Source organism: Pantoea sp. EKM20T (assembly GCF_011800485.1).
GTDB classification, from domain to species: Bacteria; Pseudomonadota; Gammaproteobacteria; order Enterobacterales; family Enterobacteriaceae; genus Pantoea; species Pantoea agglomerans.
The window spans coordinates 37,379-51,906 of the sequence record NZ_JAALFW010000012.1 but is presented as its reverse complement, the minus strand read 5'-3'; the positions used below and the strand labels follow the sequence as shown (position 1 = coordinate 51,906).

Here is a 14,528-nt window from a genome sequence, read left to right as displayed (position 1 = left end):
ACTACTGGGATTTCTTCTTGCAGTGCCTGCTGAATTTCGCATATTATCTAAGCGTTATAATAATCATTATCGTTTCGATTCGCCTGCCTGAGCCTATTGTTAAGAGACACTTTTATGAATGCGCGAACGACTTTTTCTGACAATACCAAAAAAACATTTTCCCGACCGCTTCTGGGCATCATGATCTCACTGAGCCTGAGCTCCTCTCTTTACGCCGCGCAGGCGGAGACGATGGTCGTCTCGGCTGATGGCGGCAGCGGCGTCGAGGCGGAAAGCGCCTGGGGACCGGCACCCACCGTGGCAGCGAAACGCAGCGCCACCGGGACCAAAACTGATACCCCCATTGAAAAAAATCCGCAGTCCATCTCCGTGGTCACCCGTGAAGAGATGGAGATGCGTAACGTAACCAGCGTGAAAGGGGCGTTTAACTACACGCCTGGCGTGCTGACCGGTAACCGGGGCAGCTCAGACGTGATTGATGCGCTGTCGATTCGCGGTTTCAGCGAAACCAACACCAATCAGTATCTGGATGGTCTGAAACTGCAGGGTGACAACTACTCTGAGTTTGCCATCGATCCTTACTTCCTGGAACGCGCTGAACTGCTGCGCGGCCCGGTTTCGGTGCTCTACGGTAAGAGCAATCCCGGCGGAGTGGTCTCGCTGGTGAGTAAGCGTCCGACCCAGGAAACGCTGCGCGAAGTGCAGTTCCAGATGGGCAACGATAACCTCTTCTCGACCGGCTTTGACTTTGGCGGCGCGCTGGACGACGACGGCGTCTACAGCTATCGCCTGACCGGCCAGGCGCGCAGTCAGGATGCGCAGCAGGCGATGAACAAAGAGAAGCGCTACACCATCGCACCGGCTTTCAGCTGGCGTCCCGACGATCGCACCCGCATTGACCTGCTGACCTATTTCCAGAACGAGCCAGAAACCGGTTATTACGGCTGGCTGCCGCGTCAGGGCACGGTGGTACCGATCACCCGCGCTGATGGCAGCCAGTACAAACTGCCAACCAACTTTGATGAAGGCGAGCAGAGCAACAAGATTTCACGCAACACCAAAATGGTCGGTTATAACGCCGAGCACAGCTTTAACGACACCTGGACGCTGCGCCAGAACCTGCGTTATGCCGACCTGCGCACCGATTACCGCAGCATTTACGGCAATGGTTTCCTGCCGGAGACTCAGCAAATCACGCGCGGTTCGGCGGTTTCAGAAGAGAAGCTTAACCAACTGGCGGTCGATACCCAGGCGCAGGCGAAATTCGCCACCGGCCAGGTTGATCATACGCTGCTGCTGGGCGTGGACTTCCAGCGTACCCGCAATGATATCGACGCACAGTTTGGCACTGCCTCCAGCCTGAATGCGGTTAATCCGCAATATGGTGATAACAGCGTAACGCCATTTGCCGATCCTTATCAGCATCTCAACAAACAGCGTCAGACCGGCCTCTATGCTCAGGACCAGATGGAGTGGAACCGCTGGGTGCTGACGCTGGGTGGCCGCTACGACTATGCCATGAACTCGGTTTACGATCGGGTAGCGGATAGCGTTGATCGCCAGAACGATCAGGCCTTTACCTGGCGCGGCGGCCTGAACTATGTGTTTGATAATGGCATCGCGCCTTACTTCAGCTACAGCGAAGCCTTTATTCCGAATGCAGGTTCGACCTATGAGGGTCAGGCATTTGATCCGTCACGTGCTAAGCAGTATGAAGCGGGCGTGAAGTATGTGCCGAAAGATCGTCCGGTGGTGCTCACCGCCGCGCTTTATCAGCTGACCAAAACCAAGAACCTGACTGCCGATCCCGATCCAAACAGAGCTTTTTTCAGCGTTCAGAGCGGTGAAATCCGGTCACGGGGCGTAGAGCTGGAAGCTAAAGCGGCGCTGAATGCCAACGTTAACCTGACGGCGTCCTACACCTACACCGATGCGGAATATACCGAAGACACCCAGCTCAAAGGCAAAACACCGGTGCAGGTGCCGAAACATATGGCCTCACTGTGGAGCGACTACACCTTCCACGAAACCGCTTTGTCAGGCGTGACGATCGGCGCGGGTGTGCGTTATGTCGGTGAGAGTCAGGGCCTTTACAGCACTGGCACTGAGCAGAACCAGAACTTTAAAGTTGCCGGTTACACCACGGTGGATGCGGCGCTGAAATATGATCTGGGTCGTTTCGGTTTGCCGGGTTCGACTGTGGGCGTCAACGTCAACAATCTGTTTGACCGCGACTACGTCGCCAGCTGCTATCGTGAATACGCCTGCTACTGGGGTGCGGAGCGCCAGATTGTCGGCACCGCGACCTTCAGATTCTGATTTAACCGGGCGCTTCGGCGCCCGTTCACAGGGATAACCATGCCGCATCCGCACGCAGAAGAGGCGACCTTTACGCTGAAAAACGCCAGTTTTGAAGTGCCGGGCCGGACTCTCCTTCAGCCACTGTCGCTGACTTTTCCGCCGGGGAAAGTGACCGGGTTGATCGGTCACAACGGCTCGGGCAAATCAACACTGTTAAAAATGCTGGGTCGTCACCACGCGGCCAGCAGCGGAGAGGTGCTATTGAATCAGCAGCCCGTCGGGCGCTGGAACAGCAAAGCCTTTGCCCGTCAGGTAGCCTATCTGCCGCAGCAGTTACCGGCAGCCGAAGGGATGACGGTGCGTGAACTGGTGGCGATTGGCCGCTATCCCTGGCACGGCGCGCTGGGGCGCTTTGGTCAGGAAGATCGCGACCGGGTAGAGGATGCGATTGCCCAGGTCGGGCTTAATGCCTTTGCCGGACGGCTGGTAGATAGCCTGTCGGGCGGCGAGCGTCAGCGCGCCTGGCTGGCGATGATGGTGGCGCAGAACAGCCGCTGTCTGCTGCTGGATGAACCGACGTCGGCACTGGATATTGCCCATCAGGTTGAGGTGCTGGCGTTGATAAAAGCGCTGAGCCAGCAGCGCGGCTTAACCGTGATTGCGGTGCTGCACGATATTAATATGGCAGCACGCTACTGCGATCATCTGGTGGCACTGCGTCAGGGCGCGATGATTGCCGAAGGTGACGCAGAGGCGATTATGCAGCCTGAGGTGCTCGGTGGAATTTATGGCATTCCGATGGGCATTTTACCGCACCCGCAGGGCGGCGCGCCGGTCAGTTTTGTCTGTTAAGGAGAGGATGATGCCCGATCTTAATCGCCGCCGACTGATGCTGGCGCTGGCAGTCTCTCCGCTGTTTTGTGCGCTTCCCCTGCGTGCCGCCACGCCAAATCCGGGTCGGATTATTGCACTGGAGTGGTTACCCACCGAACTGCTGATAGCATTAGGCGTCACGCCCTGGGGCGTGGCCGATCTGCACAACTACAACATCTGGGTAGGGGAGCCGCCGCTGCCTGAGGGCGTGATCGATGTAGGTCTGCGCACCGAACCCAATCTTGAGCTGATGGCGCAAATGCAGCCGTCGCTGATCCTCTGCTCCAACGGCTACGGCCCGCCTAAAGAGAAACTGACGCGCATCGCGCCCATTATGGGCTTCGACCTCCACAGCGGCGACGGGAAACCTCTCACTGCCGCGTGCGCATCGCTGCGTCAGCTGGCGGCGCGCCTTGGATTAAGCGCGCGAGCGGAACAGCATCTGCGCGAGGTCGATGATCAGCTGGCGGCGGCGCGCCAGCGGCTGGCGCCCTATGCCGGACGCACTATCCTGCTGATGTCGCTGCTCGACAGTCGTCACGCCATTACCTTCGGCAAAAACAGTCTGTTTCTGGAAGTGATGACTCTGCTGGGCCTGAAAAATGGCTGGCAGGGCGAAACAAATTTCTGGGGCAGCGCGGTGATCGGCATTGAAAAGCTGGCGCAGGTCGGGGAAGTGGATGTCATCTGCTTTGATCATGATAACGATGCGGAGATGCAGCAACTGATGCGCAGCCCGCTGTGGCAGTCGCTGCCGTTTGTACGCACCGGACGCTTTCAGCGCGTCCCGGCCGTCTGGTATTACGGTGCGACGCTCTCGGCGCTGCACTTTGTTCGCGTGCTGGAACGCGCGCTGGAGACGCACTGATGCGCCATGCTCTGTTTCCCGCAGGCCTCCTCAGCCTGCTGTTTCTGCTGGCGCTCAGCCTGACGCTGGTCAATCTGCATCAGGCGTTGCCACAGGCTGAATGGTGGCAGGCACTCTGGTCACCGGCGGTCGATAGCCTGCCGCAGATGGTGTTTCACCACAGCCTGCTGCCGCGCACGGTACTGGCGCTGCTGGTGGGTGCCGGGCTGGGCTTAGCCGGTCTGCTGTTTCAGCAGATATTGCGTAATCCGCTGGCGGAGCCAACCACGCTGGGCGTCTCTTCCGGCGCACAGCTGGGCATTACCGTGGCGACGCTGTGGCATCTGCCGGGCGGGGCGCTGACACAGCAGTTTGCCGCGCTCAGTGGCGCGCTGCTGGTGGGCGCGCTGGTGTTTGGTGTGGCCTGGGGCAAACGTCTGTCGCCGGTAACACTGATTCTGGCCGGGCTTGTGTTGAGCCTCTACAGCGGCGCGGTGAATCAAATCTTCGCTATCTTCAATCACGATCAGCTGCAGAACATGTTTCTGTGGAGCACCGGCGCGCTGAATCAGATGAGCTGGGAAAATGTGCAGCAACTCTGGCCGCGCCTGCTGCTGGCGTTTGTGCTGGCGCTGGCGCTGCTGCGTCCGCTGACGCTGATGGGGCTGGATGATGGCGTAGCGAAAAACCTTGGCCTTGCGCTCTCCGTGGCGCGTGTCGGTGGCCTCGGGCTGGCGATCCTGCTCAGCGCACAGCTGGTCAACGTCGCCGGTATCATCGGCTTTATCGGGCTGTTTGCGCCGCTGCTGGCGAAGCTGCTGGGTGGACGACGGCTCATCACCCGGATGCTGCTGGCTCCGCTGACTGGCGCGCTGCTGCTGTGGCTGGCGGACAGTTGCGTGTTGTGGCTCAGCACTCACTGGCGCGATATCCCGACCGGCACCGCCACGGCGCTGCTCGGCGTACCGATTCTGCTGTGGCTGCTGCCGCGACTGCGCACCGGTTCGGTGCCGCCCGCGCTGAATCAGGGTGATAAGGTGCCCGCCGAGCGACAGAACCTGCTGCGCTGGGCGCTGACGGGACTTGCCATCCTGGCGCTGCTGGGGTGGGGTGGTCTGGCGTTTGGTCGTGATGCGCAGGGCTGGGTCTGGTCTGCGGGTGAGATGCTGCAATCGCTGCTGCCGTGGCGCGCACCGCGCGTGCTGGCCGCGCTGGTGACCGGCCTGATGCTGGGCGTGGCGGGGAGTCTGATTCAGCGGCTGACCGGCAATCCCATGGCCAGCCCGGAAGTGCTGGGCATCAGTTCGGGTGCCGCTTTTGGCGTGGTGATGATGATGTTCTTTGTGCCGGGCGATGCGCTGGCCTGGCTGCTGCCCGCCGGTGCGCTGGGCGCGGCGCTGACGTTGCTGGTGATCATGGCGGTAGCCAGTCGGGGCGGCTTTTCGCCGGAACGAATGCTGCTGGCGGGCATGGCGCTTAACAGCGCCTTTGTCACCCTGCTGATGCTACTGCTGGCGAGTGGCGATCCGCGTATGGGCGGGCTGCTTAGCTGGATCTCCGGCTCGACCTATAACATCAGCGGCACTCAGGCGGTTCAGAGCGCAATCTGCGCGCTGGTGCTGGTGTCGCTGGCACCGCTGGCCAGTCGCTGGCTGACGTTGCTGCCGCTGGGAAGCGCTACCGCACGCTCGGCCGGTATGGCGTTGACGCCTGCGCGGCTGAGTCTGCTGCTGCTGGCGGCCGCGCTGACCGCCAGCGCGACACTGACTATCGGTCCGCTGAGTTTTGTCGGACTAATGGCGCCCCATATGGCGCGCATGCTGGGATTCCGGCGGGCGTTACCGCAACTGCTGCTGTCAGGATTACTGGGGGCGGGATTGATGGTGCTGGCTGACTGGTGCGGACGGATGCTGGCATTCCCGGATCAGATCCCAGCCGGGCTGATGGCGACCTTTTTAGGCGCGCCTTACTTTATCTGGCTGCTGCGGCGTTCAGGTTAAGAGGAAAAAGCAGGCTGGTTTCAGACGCCGGCCAGATCCAAAGTAGGGTGAATCTGACAACAACGAAGAAGCTCAATGCGCAGGAAATTGGGTCAGAGGAGGAAAGCGTCCCGCGCCAGGGACGGCGCGGGCCGAGCGAGTCATGGATGACGGCTTTCGCGCCTTTCCGATCTGACCCTGTTTCCTGTGCGTGCACCCTCTCACAACAGAGCGGGGCAAACCTCATCAATAACAAAAGACCGGCTGCTGCCGGTCTTCATCTTTAACGCTGCCGCAATTACAGCTTCGCGAAACAACGACGCGCGGCGTCGACAGTGCGCTGAATATCCTCTTCGCTGTGCGCCAGCGACATAAAGCCCGCTTCATAGGCTGAAGGCGCAAAGTAAACGCCCTCCTCAAGCATCAGGTGGAAGAAGGTTTTAAAGCGCTCCACATCGCAGCGGGTTACATCGGCGTAACAGGTCACACTGTCAGCATCGGTGAAGAACAGGCCGAACATCCCGCCAACATGGTTAATCACCAGCGGGATATTTTGCTGTTGTGCTGCTTCACGCAGACCCTCTGCCAGCTTGCGGGTCAGGGCATCCAGCTTCTCATGGGTACCCGGCTGCGCGATCTGCGTCAGGCAGGCGAAACCCGCCGCCATGGCGATTGGGTTACCAGAGAGCGTTCCCGCCTGATAAACCGGACCGGTCGGGGCCAGCGCTGCCATCACTTCGCGACGCCCACCAAATGCACCGACTGGCATGCCGCCACCAATGATTTTCCCAAGGCAGGTCAAATCAGGGCGCACATTGTAATGAGCCTGCGCGCCACCCAGCGCGACACGGAAACCGGTCATCACTTCATCGATAATCAGCAGTGCGCCGAACTCATCACACAGTGAACGCAGACCCGGCAGGAACTCCGGCTGAGGTGGGATGCAGTTCATGTTACCAGCCACCGGCTCAACGATGATGGCCGCAATCGACTCGGGATATTGCTCAAAAGCGCTGCGCACTGAGTCGAGATCGTTAAAGGTGCAGGTCAGAGTATGTTTAGCGAAATCGGCCGGTACGCCCGGCGAGTTCGGCTGACCCAGTGTTAACGCACCGGAGCCGGCTTTCACCAGCAGATGATCGGCGTGGCCGTGGTAGCAGCCTTCAAACTTGATGATTTTATCGCGGCCGGTAAAGCCACGCGCCAGACGGATAGCGCTCATGGTCGCTTCGGTGCCGGAGTTGACCATCCGCACCATCTCCATGCTCGGCACCAGCTCACACACCAGCTGCGCCATGGTCACTTCCATTTCGGTTGGTGCGCCAAAACTTAGGCCGCGCTGTGCCGCTTCAATCACGGCGTTACGGATCGCCGCGTTGTTATGACCCAGCACCATCGGACCCCATGAGCCGACATAGTCGATATAGGCTTTGCCGTCAGCGTCATAGAGATAGGCGCCATCAGCGTGTTCAATAAACAGCGGAACGCCGCCCACACCGGTAAATGCGCGTACTGGCGAGTTTACCCCACCCGGGATCAGGCGTTGTGCCTCTGCAAACAGTTGTTCGGACTTACTCATTTTCGGCTCCAGCGGTTCATAAAAATATTGCGCCATTCTACGGAAGAGGGGCAGCAGACGAAAGGTGGATTCACCCCCTGTGCCCTTAACAGGAGCGAAAGCGGCACAGAGTGCGAAGGGCAGAGCTTGATTGCGCTGAGGTGCTGGCTGATAATAGCGTAATTAAGGTCGTTTTCTGACCTGGGCGTTTACCGGAGTAAAACATGAGTGATGAAGTAGTAGCACTGCCGTTGCAGTTTACCGACGCCGCAGCCACCAAGGTGAAGAACCTGATTGCCGACGAAGAGAACCCGGCGCTGAAACTTCGCGTCTATATCACCGGTGGCGGTTGCAGTGGTTTCCAGTACGGCTTCACCTTTGATGACCAGATGAATGATGGCGACATGACGATTGAAAAGCAGGGCGTCTCACTGGTGGTTGATCCGATGAGCCTGCAATATCTGGTGGGCGGTTCAGTGGATTACACGGAAGGTCTGGAAGGCTCACGCTTTATCGTGACCAACCCGAATGCCAAAACCACCTGTGGCTGTGGCTCTTCCTTCAGTATCTGATAATGCAGGCCGTCATACAGACGGCCTCGTTTACCATTCTATTGTGACCAGCCGGTTACTTTGCTTCACACTTCCCTGCGATTGAATCTGGCCGTTTGTTACGCGCGGCTGCGCGCTTGCCTGTCTGCCGCAGTTGATCTGCGGTGCGGGCTGGCCGTTAGCCGTGTTGATTTCACAGCGTGAATAGATGACAAGTCTGGCGCCAATAGAGCCATTTATCGATCCTGCAAAGGCAGAACCGGCGATCGACAGCCCTATGGCCAGCAGCAGTGCTCTGGTCATATAAGGTTCCTGGTGTTTTAAAAAAGCGCCGGAGCGCTAAAAGGACGGCGAGCATACGTGGCGCGTTCGTCTCTGGTATTGATCAACGGCAAAAATCGCAGTGACTTTAATCAATTCGCTGATTTATTCATCGGGATGCAGGGCCGCACAGAGTTGCTGCGCGGCCAGCAGCAGTCGCGGGCCTGGCCGGCTAAGCCAGTCCTCGTTGATGGCAATCACCGGTACATCCAGCTGCGGTCGCCAGAACACCCGGATGTTTTCCGCCTGCTGCGCACTGCCACCCGTCACAACGGCCTGAGGATGGCGCATCAGCACCTGCTCACGGCTGACCTGCGGCCAACTGACGCGGCTGTCAGCAAAGATGTTCCTGCCACCACATAACGTAATAATTTCATTCTGCAGCGTGGCTCTGGCGGCGGTAAACAGGGGCTGCTGACCAAATTGCAAAAAAAGCGGAACCGCAGTCAGATGAGCATAGCGCTGACGCAGCGCGGCTTCCTGCTGACGTAACTGGCGGGCAGCGCGAGTTGCCTGCTCCGGTCTGGGACTCCAGTGGCCCAGATCGGCCAGCGCCGTGAACATCTCATCCAGCGTCAGCGGATCAATCCATTTAACCGGCACGCCGAGCTGCTGTAGCTGGTCAATCTGCCGCTGCGGATTACCGCCTCGCCAGGCTAATACCAGATCCGGCTTAAGCTGCAGAATACGTTCAGCCTTGATGCCCTGCCAGTTTGCGACCTGCTCAATCTGTTTCGCCTGCGGCGGATAGTCGGACCAGGCGCTGACCGCAATCGGGGTAATCCCGGCAGCAAAGGCGAGTTCGGTAAGGTGAGGGGAGAGGGTAATCACGCGTGGCGGTGAAGCCAGCAGGCTGCCGCTCAACAGCAGCAGCCAGCAGAGGAGTAGCGTTTTAGCCACGCGCCAGATGCGCCAGCAGGTTCTCCACCATCAGCGAAGATTGCTTCGCCGCAACGCTTAAGAACTCATCAAAGCTGAGGTGAGATTGCTTATCGGCCACGTCGGAAATGGCGCGAACGACCACAAAAGGCACCTGGAACTGATGACAGACATGGCCGATAGCGGTGGCTTCCATCTCAACGGCAATCGCCTGCGGGAACAGATTACGAATGCGCGCCAGCGGTTCGGCACCATTGATAAAGGCATCACCGCTGACCACCAGACCGCGTACGGCATTCAGATCCAGCTGCTTAATACAGGCTTCTGCAGCGGCGATAAGCTTGCTGTCTGCCACAAACGCGGCCGGACAACCCGCCATCTGACCCGGCTCATAACCAAAAGCGGTGACGTCAGCATCGTGATAACGCACTTCTTCTGACACCACGATATCACCGACGCTGAGCGACGGCGCTAAACCGCCAGCCGAACCGGTGTTGATCACCACATCCGGCTTGCAGAGCTGCAGCAGCAGCGTGGTACCCAGCGCGGCAGAGGTTTTACCAATGCCCGATTTCAGCAGAGCCACCTCAACGCCCTGCAGGGTGCCGGTATAAATTTCACAACCCGCCAGCGACAGCGTTTGACGGTTTTCAATTTTGTCGCGCAGCAGTGTGACTTCCTGCTCCATCGCGCCAATAATGCCTGCTTTCATAGTGAGTTCCGCTAATGTAAAGAATCAAAATTTAGGGCATAGTCTACCATGGCATTCAGGGGATTAATTCACGAAAAAATAAGGGGTAATCCATGTCAGCGATTAATTTCAGGAAGAAGATCAGCTTCTCGCGCCCTTATAACAGCCGCAAGGAACCGGAAGGCGAATATTACATTACGCGCCATTTTGAGAGCGATCGCGGACGGATTATAAACTCCGCCGCAATCCGGCGTTTGCAGCAAAAAACGCAGGTGTTTCCGCTGGAGCGTAACGCTGCCGTTCGTTCCCGCCTGACGCATTCGCTGGAGGTGCAGCAGACCGGGCGTTACATCACCAAAGAGATCCTGCAAACCCTGAAGATGCAGGGCGGGCTGGCGCAGTATGGTCTTGATGAGCTGGAAGGCGCGTTTGAAAGTCTGATTGAGATGGCCTGTCTGATGCATGATGTCGGTAATCCACCTTTTGGCCATTTTGGCGAGGCGGCGATTAACGACTGGTTTGAAGAGAACCTCTCTGCCGAGCTGGTTGATCCGCTGGTGGCCGGCGTGGAAGGAGAAGCACAGCGTAAAGCCTTTGATCAACTCAACGCCATGATCCGCCAGGATCTCTGTCACTTTGAAGGCAATGCGCAGGCGATCCGGATGGTGCATACGCTGCTGCAACTGAATCTCAGTTATTCTCAGGTCGCCTGCATCCTGAAATATACCGCGCCTGCCTGGTGGCAGGGGGAAAAGCCCGCCGAATTTAGCGTACTCATGAAGAAGCCTGGGTTTTATCTCTCTGAGCAGGATTATATTGCCGACCTGCGTGCTGCCACCAATATGGAAGAACACCACCGTTTTCCGCTGACTTATATAATGGAAGCTGCGGATGATATCTCCTATTGTATTGCCGATTTGGACGACGCTGTAGAAAAAGATATCTTTAATGTTGAAAGTTTGTATGAGTTTCTCAATAAAGCCTGGGGGCCGGTTAAAAATAATGACGCTTTCAGCCGGACTATTGGCGAAGCCTGGCGTGAAGCCTGCAGTAAAAAACGCCGAAGCCGCAGCGATCAATTTTTTATGTCACTCCGCGTAAATGTTCAGAGCGTACTGGTAAGCTATGCGGTGAAACGTTTTGTTGATAATCTCCCTGCTATATTCGATGGAAGTTTTAACCATGCACTACTGGAAGATGAGGGTGAAGAGGGCCGCTTACTGCAATTGTTTAAAACCGTTGCGCGCCAGCAGGTCTTTAATCATTCTGAAGTAGAGCAGCTGGAGTTGCAGGGTTACCGGGTGATTAAAGGGCTGCTGGAGATCTATCAGCCGCTGATGCGCCTTAATTACGAAGCCTTTACCACGCTGATAAATGAAGATTTCCTGCGTCAGCATCCGATCGAAACCCGGCTTTTTCATAAGCTCTCGGGTAAACACCGTAAAGCCTATTTGCATAAGATGCGTAATCTGGTTGTAGAACATAAATATCAGCGTCTGTTGTGGGAACGTTATTATCGCTTCCGGCTCATTCAGGATTATATCAGTGGTATGACCGATCTCTATGCCTGGGATGAGTACCGACGACTGATGGCGGTAGAATAAGCCGCCAATTGTAAAGAGCGCGAATAAATTTTTACTTTTGCCTTAAACTTTTAAAGGAACTTCGCGCTAAAACATTTATCTCACCTTTCGACCACAGCAATGGTCTGAACAGTAATCTTATTGAGAAACGAAAAATGAAAAAAAAGACCTTAATGTTAAGTGCGCTGGCGTTGAGCCTGAGCATGGCGCTCGCCCCTGTTACTGTTTCTGCTGCGCAAACGGCCTCTTCCGATAGCCTGCAACAGCCAAGTCTGGCACCGATGCTGGAGAAGGTGATGCCGTCTGTGGTCAGTATCAGCGTCGAGGGGACCACCACGGTGAAAACCCCGCGTATGCCGCAGCAATTTCAGCAATTCTTTGGCGACAATTCGCCATTCTGCCAGGATGGTTCCCCGTTCCAGGGTTCACCGATGTGCCAGAACGGCGACGGTGCAGGCGGTAACGGCGGCGCGCCAGTGCCTGATACACAGCAGGAAAAATTCCGTGCTCTGGGATCGGGTGTCATCATTAACGCTGACAAAGGCTATGTGGTAACTAATAACCACGTCGTGAATAATGCCACCAAAATTCAGGTACAGCTCAGCGACGGTCGTCGCTATGACGCCAAAGTCATCGGTAAAGATCCCAGCTCTGACATTGCCCTGATTCAGCTGCAGGAAGCCAAAAATCTTACCGCAGTCAAAATCGCTGACTCTGACAACCTGCGCGTCGGCGATTATACCGTGGCGATCGGCAACCCTTATGGTCTGGGTGAAACGGTCACCTCAGGTATCGTCTCCGCGCTGGGACGCAGTGGCCTGAACGTGGAAAACTACGAAAACTTTATCCAGACAGATGCGGCCATTAACCGGGGCAACTCCGGTGGTGCGCTGGTTAACCTCAACGGTGAACTGATCGGGATTAACACCGCCATTCTGGCGCCCGATGGCGGCAACATCGGTATCGGCTTTGCTATCCCCAGCAACATGGTGAAAAACCTGACGGCACAGATGGTCGAGTTTGGTCAGGTGAAACGCGGCGAGCTGGGCGTGCAGGGGACTGAGCTGAACTCTGAGCTGGCAAAAGCGATGAAGGTCGACGCACAACGTGGTGCCTTTGTCAGCCAGGTGCTGCCAGACTCAGCGGCCGCCAAAGCCGGTATTAAGGCGGGCGACGTCATTGTGTCGATGAACGGTAAACCGCTGAGCAGCTTTGCTTCGCTGCGTGCGGAAGTGGGCTCACTTCCGGTTGGCACCACCCTGAAACTGGGGCTGCTGCGTGACGGCAAACCGGTCGATGTCTCTGTTAAGTTGCAGCAGAGCAGCCAGTCAAAAGTGCAGTCCGCGACCATCTACACTGGCATTGAAGGCGCCGATCTCAGCAATATCGAAGCGGGTACCAAAGGTGTCCGGGTTGATAACGTGAAACCGGGCAGTGCTGCGGCGCGTATCGGCCTGAAAAAGGGCGATGTGATCCAGGGCGTTAACCAGCAGGTAGTGACCAACCTGGGTGAGCTGCGCAAAGTTCTCGACAGCAAGCCGTCCGTTCTGGCGCTGAATGTGAAACGCGGCGACAGCAGTATCTATCTGCTGATGCAGTAAGCGAACAGCAACGGATGAAGAGGCGGACTGCGGTCCGCCTTTTTTATGTCCACTTTCTGCCTCGTCAGAGTGTGATGCTCACCGCAAATTCGGCAAATGACGGCCTGGCTCTGTGCAATTGCACAATGTTCTGCGTGCTGTGCATGCGTATTCTGTTTCTCCCCCCTCTTTTCAGGAGTAATGGATGGCTACCTATCACCTTGATGCCCGGCTGGCACAGGATATCGTGGCGCGCACCATGAAAATTATTGACAGCAATGTCAACGTGATGGATGCGCGGGGCCGGATTATCGGCAGCGGTGACCGGGAACGTATTGGGGAGTTGCACGAAGGTGCACTGCTGGTGCTCTCTCAGGGGCGCGTTGTCGACATCGATGAGGCCGTGGCTAAACATCTCCATGGCGTGCGGCCTGGCATTAACCTGCCGCTGCGCATTGATGGTGACATCGTCGGGGTGATCGGCCTGACCGGTGAGCCGCTGGCGCTGCGGCATTATGGCGAGCTGGTCTGCATGACCGCAGAGATGATGCTGGAGCAGGCCCGGCTGCTGCATATGCTGGCGCAGGACAGCCGTCTGCGTGAAGAGCTGGTGCTGAACCTGATCCGCAGCGATACCCTGTCGCCACAGCTGACCGAATGGGCGCAGCGGCTCGGGATCGATCTCAATCAGCCGCGTGTGGTCGCCGTGGTGGAAGTGGATAGTGGTCAGCTCGGTGTCGACAGCGCGATGTCAGAGCTACAGCAGCTGCAAACGCTGCTGACCACGCCGGAGCGGGACAATCTGATCGCGATTGTGTCACTGACCGAAATGGTGGTGCTGAAACCGGCCCTTAATGGGCATGGGCGTCACGATCAGGAAGATCATCGCCGCCGCGTAGAGCAGTTACTACAGCGGATGAAAGAGAGCGGTCATCTTCGGATGCGTATCGCGCTGGGCAACTTCTTTACCGGACCCGGCAGCATCGCACGCTCTTACCGGACGGCGCGCACCACGATGATGGTGGGCAAGCAACGTATGCCCGAGGTGCGCAGCTATTTTTATCAGGATCTGGTGCTGCCCGTGCTGCTCGACAGCCTGCGGGGTGGCTGGCAGGCCAATGAGCTCGCCCGGCCACTGGCGAAGCTCAAGAGCATGGATAACAACGGCTTGCTGCGCCGTACGCTGATCGCCTGGTTCACCCATAACGTCCAGCCGAGCGCCACCGCGCGTGCGCTGTTCATTCATCGTAATACGCTGGAATACCGGCTGAACCGGATTTCTGAACTGACCGGACTGAATCTTGGCCATTTTGATGACAGGCTGTTGCTCTATGTCGCTTTGCAACTGGATGAGCAGGGCTGAAG

12 protein-coding genes are annotated in these 14,528 nt (G+C 57.4%); 8 read left to right on the top strand and 4 right to left on the bottom strand.

Annotated elements, in window-relative coordinates; translation table 11 throughout:
• Window positions 1-114 precede the first annotated feature (114 nt).
• Genes fhuA through fhuB form a run of 4 tightly spaced genes read left to right on the top strand, consistent with a single transcriptional unit; the run spans window position 115 to window position 6,021 of the window.
• Window positions 115-2,319: a ferrichrome porin FhuA gene (fhuA, locus tag HFD94_RS18460; RefSeq protein ID WP_167433366.1), complete on the top strand. Its 2,205-nt coding sequence runs from the start codon at window positions 115-117 to the stop codon at window positions 2,317-2,319.
• A gap of 39 nt (window positions 2,320-2,358) precedes the next feature.
• The gene (fhuC, locus tag HFD94_RS18455; protein WP_060679487.1) at window positions 2,359-3,153 is read left to right on the top strand and encodes a Fe3+-hydroxamate ABC transporter ATP-binding protein FhuC; all 795 of its coding nucleotides are present in this window, start codon (window positions 2,359-2,361) and stop codon (window positions 3,151-3,153) included.
• 10 nt (window positions 3,154-3,163) lie between these two features.
• Entirely contained in the window at window positions 3,164-4,042 is an 879-nt protein-coding gene (gene fhuD / locus HFD94_RS18450; protein ID WP_167433384.1) for a Fe(3+)-hydroxamate ABC transporter substrate-binding protein FhuD, read from the top strand.
• Complete coding sequence (fhuB, locus tag HFD94_RS18445) at window positions 4,042-6,021, top strand: Fe(3+)-hydroxamate ABC transporter permease FhuB (protein ID WP_167433365.1); 1,980 nt, start codon at window positions 4,042-4,044, stop codon at window positions 6,019-6,021. Before fhuD ends, fhuB begins: the two co-directional genes overlap by 1 nt.
• Before the next feature lie 277 nt (window positions 6,022-6,298).
• Here the strand turns inward: fhuB and hemL are convergent, their stop codons facing one another.
• Window positions 6,299-7,579 carry a glutamate-1-semialdehyde 2,1-aminomutase gene (gene hemL / locus HFD94_RS18440; protein WP_010254062.1) on the bottom strand — a complete coding sequence of 427 codons (1,281 nt, stop codon included), beginning with the start codon at window positions 7,577-7,579 and terminating at the stop codon, window positions 6,299-6,301.
• 203 nt (window positions 7,580-7,782) lie between these two features.
• On the opposite strand from hemL, the gene erpA reads away from it, so the two are divergent.
• Window positions 7,783-8,130 carry an iron-sulfur cluster insertion protein ErpA gene (gene erpA / locus HFD94_RS18435; RefSeq protein WP_010254064.1) on the top strand — a complete coding sequence of 116 codons (348 nt, stop codon included), beginning with the start codon at window positions 7,783-7,785 and terminating at the stop codon, window positions 8,128-8,130.
• 30 nt (window positions 8,131-8,160) lie between these two features.
• Here the strand turns inward: erpA and HFD94_RS18430 are convergent, their stop codons facing one another.
• The 3 genes from HFD94_RS18430 to mtnN all read right to left on the bottom strand — a co-directional run bounded on the left by HFD94_RS18430 (window position 8,161) and on the right by mtnN (window position 10,021).
• Window positions 8,161-8,412, bottom strand: a complete 252-nt coding sequence (locus HFD94_RS18430) for a hypothetical protein (RefSeq protein ID WP_010254068.1) — start codon at window positions 8,410-8,412, stop codon at window positions 8,161-8,163.
• Between the two features lie 123 nt (window positions 8,413-8,535).
• On the bottom strand, window positions 8,536-9,330 hold the full coding sequence (btuF, locus tag HFD94_RS18425; protein WP_010671857.1) for a vitamin B12 ABC transporter substrate-binding protein BtuF: 795 nt from the start codon (window positions 9,328-9,330) through the stop codon (window positions 8,536-8,538).
• Window positions 9,323-10,021 carry a 5'-methylthioadenosine/S-adenosylhomocysteine nucleosidase gene (gene mtnN, locus HFD94_RS18420; protein WP_086905233.1) on the bottom strand — a complete coding sequence of 233 codons (699 nt, stop codon included), beginning with the start codon at window positions 10,019-10,021 and terminating at the stop codon, window positions 9,323-9,325. The genes btuF and mtnN overlap by 8 nt, the downstream gene beginning before the upstream one ends.
• Before the next feature lie 92 nt (window positions 10,022-10,113).
• Here mtnN and dgt point away from each other — a divergent pair, with 92 nt between their 5' ends.
• The 3 genes from dgt to HFD94_RS18405 all read left to right on the top strand — a co-directional run bounded on the left by dgt (window position 10,114) and on the right by HFD94_RS18405 (window position 14,526).
• On the top strand, window positions 10,114-11,604 hold the full coding sequence (dgt, locus tag HFD94_RS18415; RefSeq protein WP_010254077.1) for a dGTPase: 1,491 nt from the start codon (window positions 10,114-10,116) through the stop codon (window positions 11,602-11,604).
• Window positions 11,605-11,738: 134 nt separating this feature from the next.
• The gene (gene degP, locus HFD94_RS18410; protein ID WP_010671858.1) at window positions 11,739-13,184 is read left to right on the top strand and encodes a serine endoprotease DegP; all 1,446 of its coding nucleotides are present in this window, start codon (window positions 11,739-11,741) and stop codon (window positions 13,182-13,184) included.
• A gap of 184 nt (window positions 13,185-13,368) precedes the next feature.
• On the top strand, window positions 13,369-14,526 hold the full coding sequence (locus HFD94_RS18405) for a CdaR family transcriptional regulator (protein WP_010254083.1): 1,158 nt from the start codon (window positions 13,369-13,371) through the stop codon (window positions 14,524-14,526).
• Window positions 14,527-14,528 lie beyond the last annotated feature (2 nt).

Bases quoted from the DNA above. Each gene is read 5' to 3' on its own strand.
- erpA (WP_010254064.1), top strand. From the start codon at position 7,783: ATGAGTGATGAAGTAGTAGCACTGCCGTTGCAGTTTACCGACGCCGCA.
- fhuA (WP_167433366.1), top strand. From the start codon at position 115: ATGAATGCGCGAACGACTTTTTCTGACAATACCAAAAAAACATTTTCC.
- degP (WP_010671858.1), top strand. From the start codon at position 11,739: ATGAAAAAAAAGACCTTAATGTTAAGTGCGCTGGCGTTGAGCCTGAGC.
- fhuC (WP_060679487.1), top strand. From the start codon at position 2,359: ATGCCGCATCCGCACGCAGAAGAGGCGACCTTTACGCTGAAAAACGCC.
- HFD94_RS18405 (WP_010254083.1), top strand. From the start codon at position 13,369: ATGGCTACCTATCACCTTGATGCCCGGCTGGCACAGGATATCGTGGCG.
- fhuD (WP_167433384.1), top strand. From the start codon at position 3,164: ATGCCCGATCTTAATCGCCGCCGACTGATGCTGGCGCTGGCAGTCTCT.
- dgt (WP_010254077.1), top strand. From the start codon at position 10,114: ATGTCAGCGATTAATTTCAGGAAGAAGATCAGCTTCTCGCGCCCTTAT.
- mtnN (WP_086905233.1), bottom strand. From the start codon at position 10,021: ATGAAAGCAGGCATTATTGGCGCGATGGAGCAGGAAGTCACACTGCTG.
- HFD94_RS18430 (WP_010254068.1), bottom strand. From the start codon at position 8,412: ATGACCAGAGCACTGCTGCTGGCCATAGGGCTGTCGATCGCCGGTTCT.
- fhuB (WP_167433365.1), top strand. From the start codon at position 4,042: ATGCGCCATGCTCTGTTTCCCGCAGGCCTCCTCAGCCTGCTGTTTCTG.
- hemL (WP_010254062.1), bottom strand. From the start codon at position 7,579: ATGAGTAAGTCCGAACAACTGTTTGCAGAGGCACAACGCCTGATCCCG.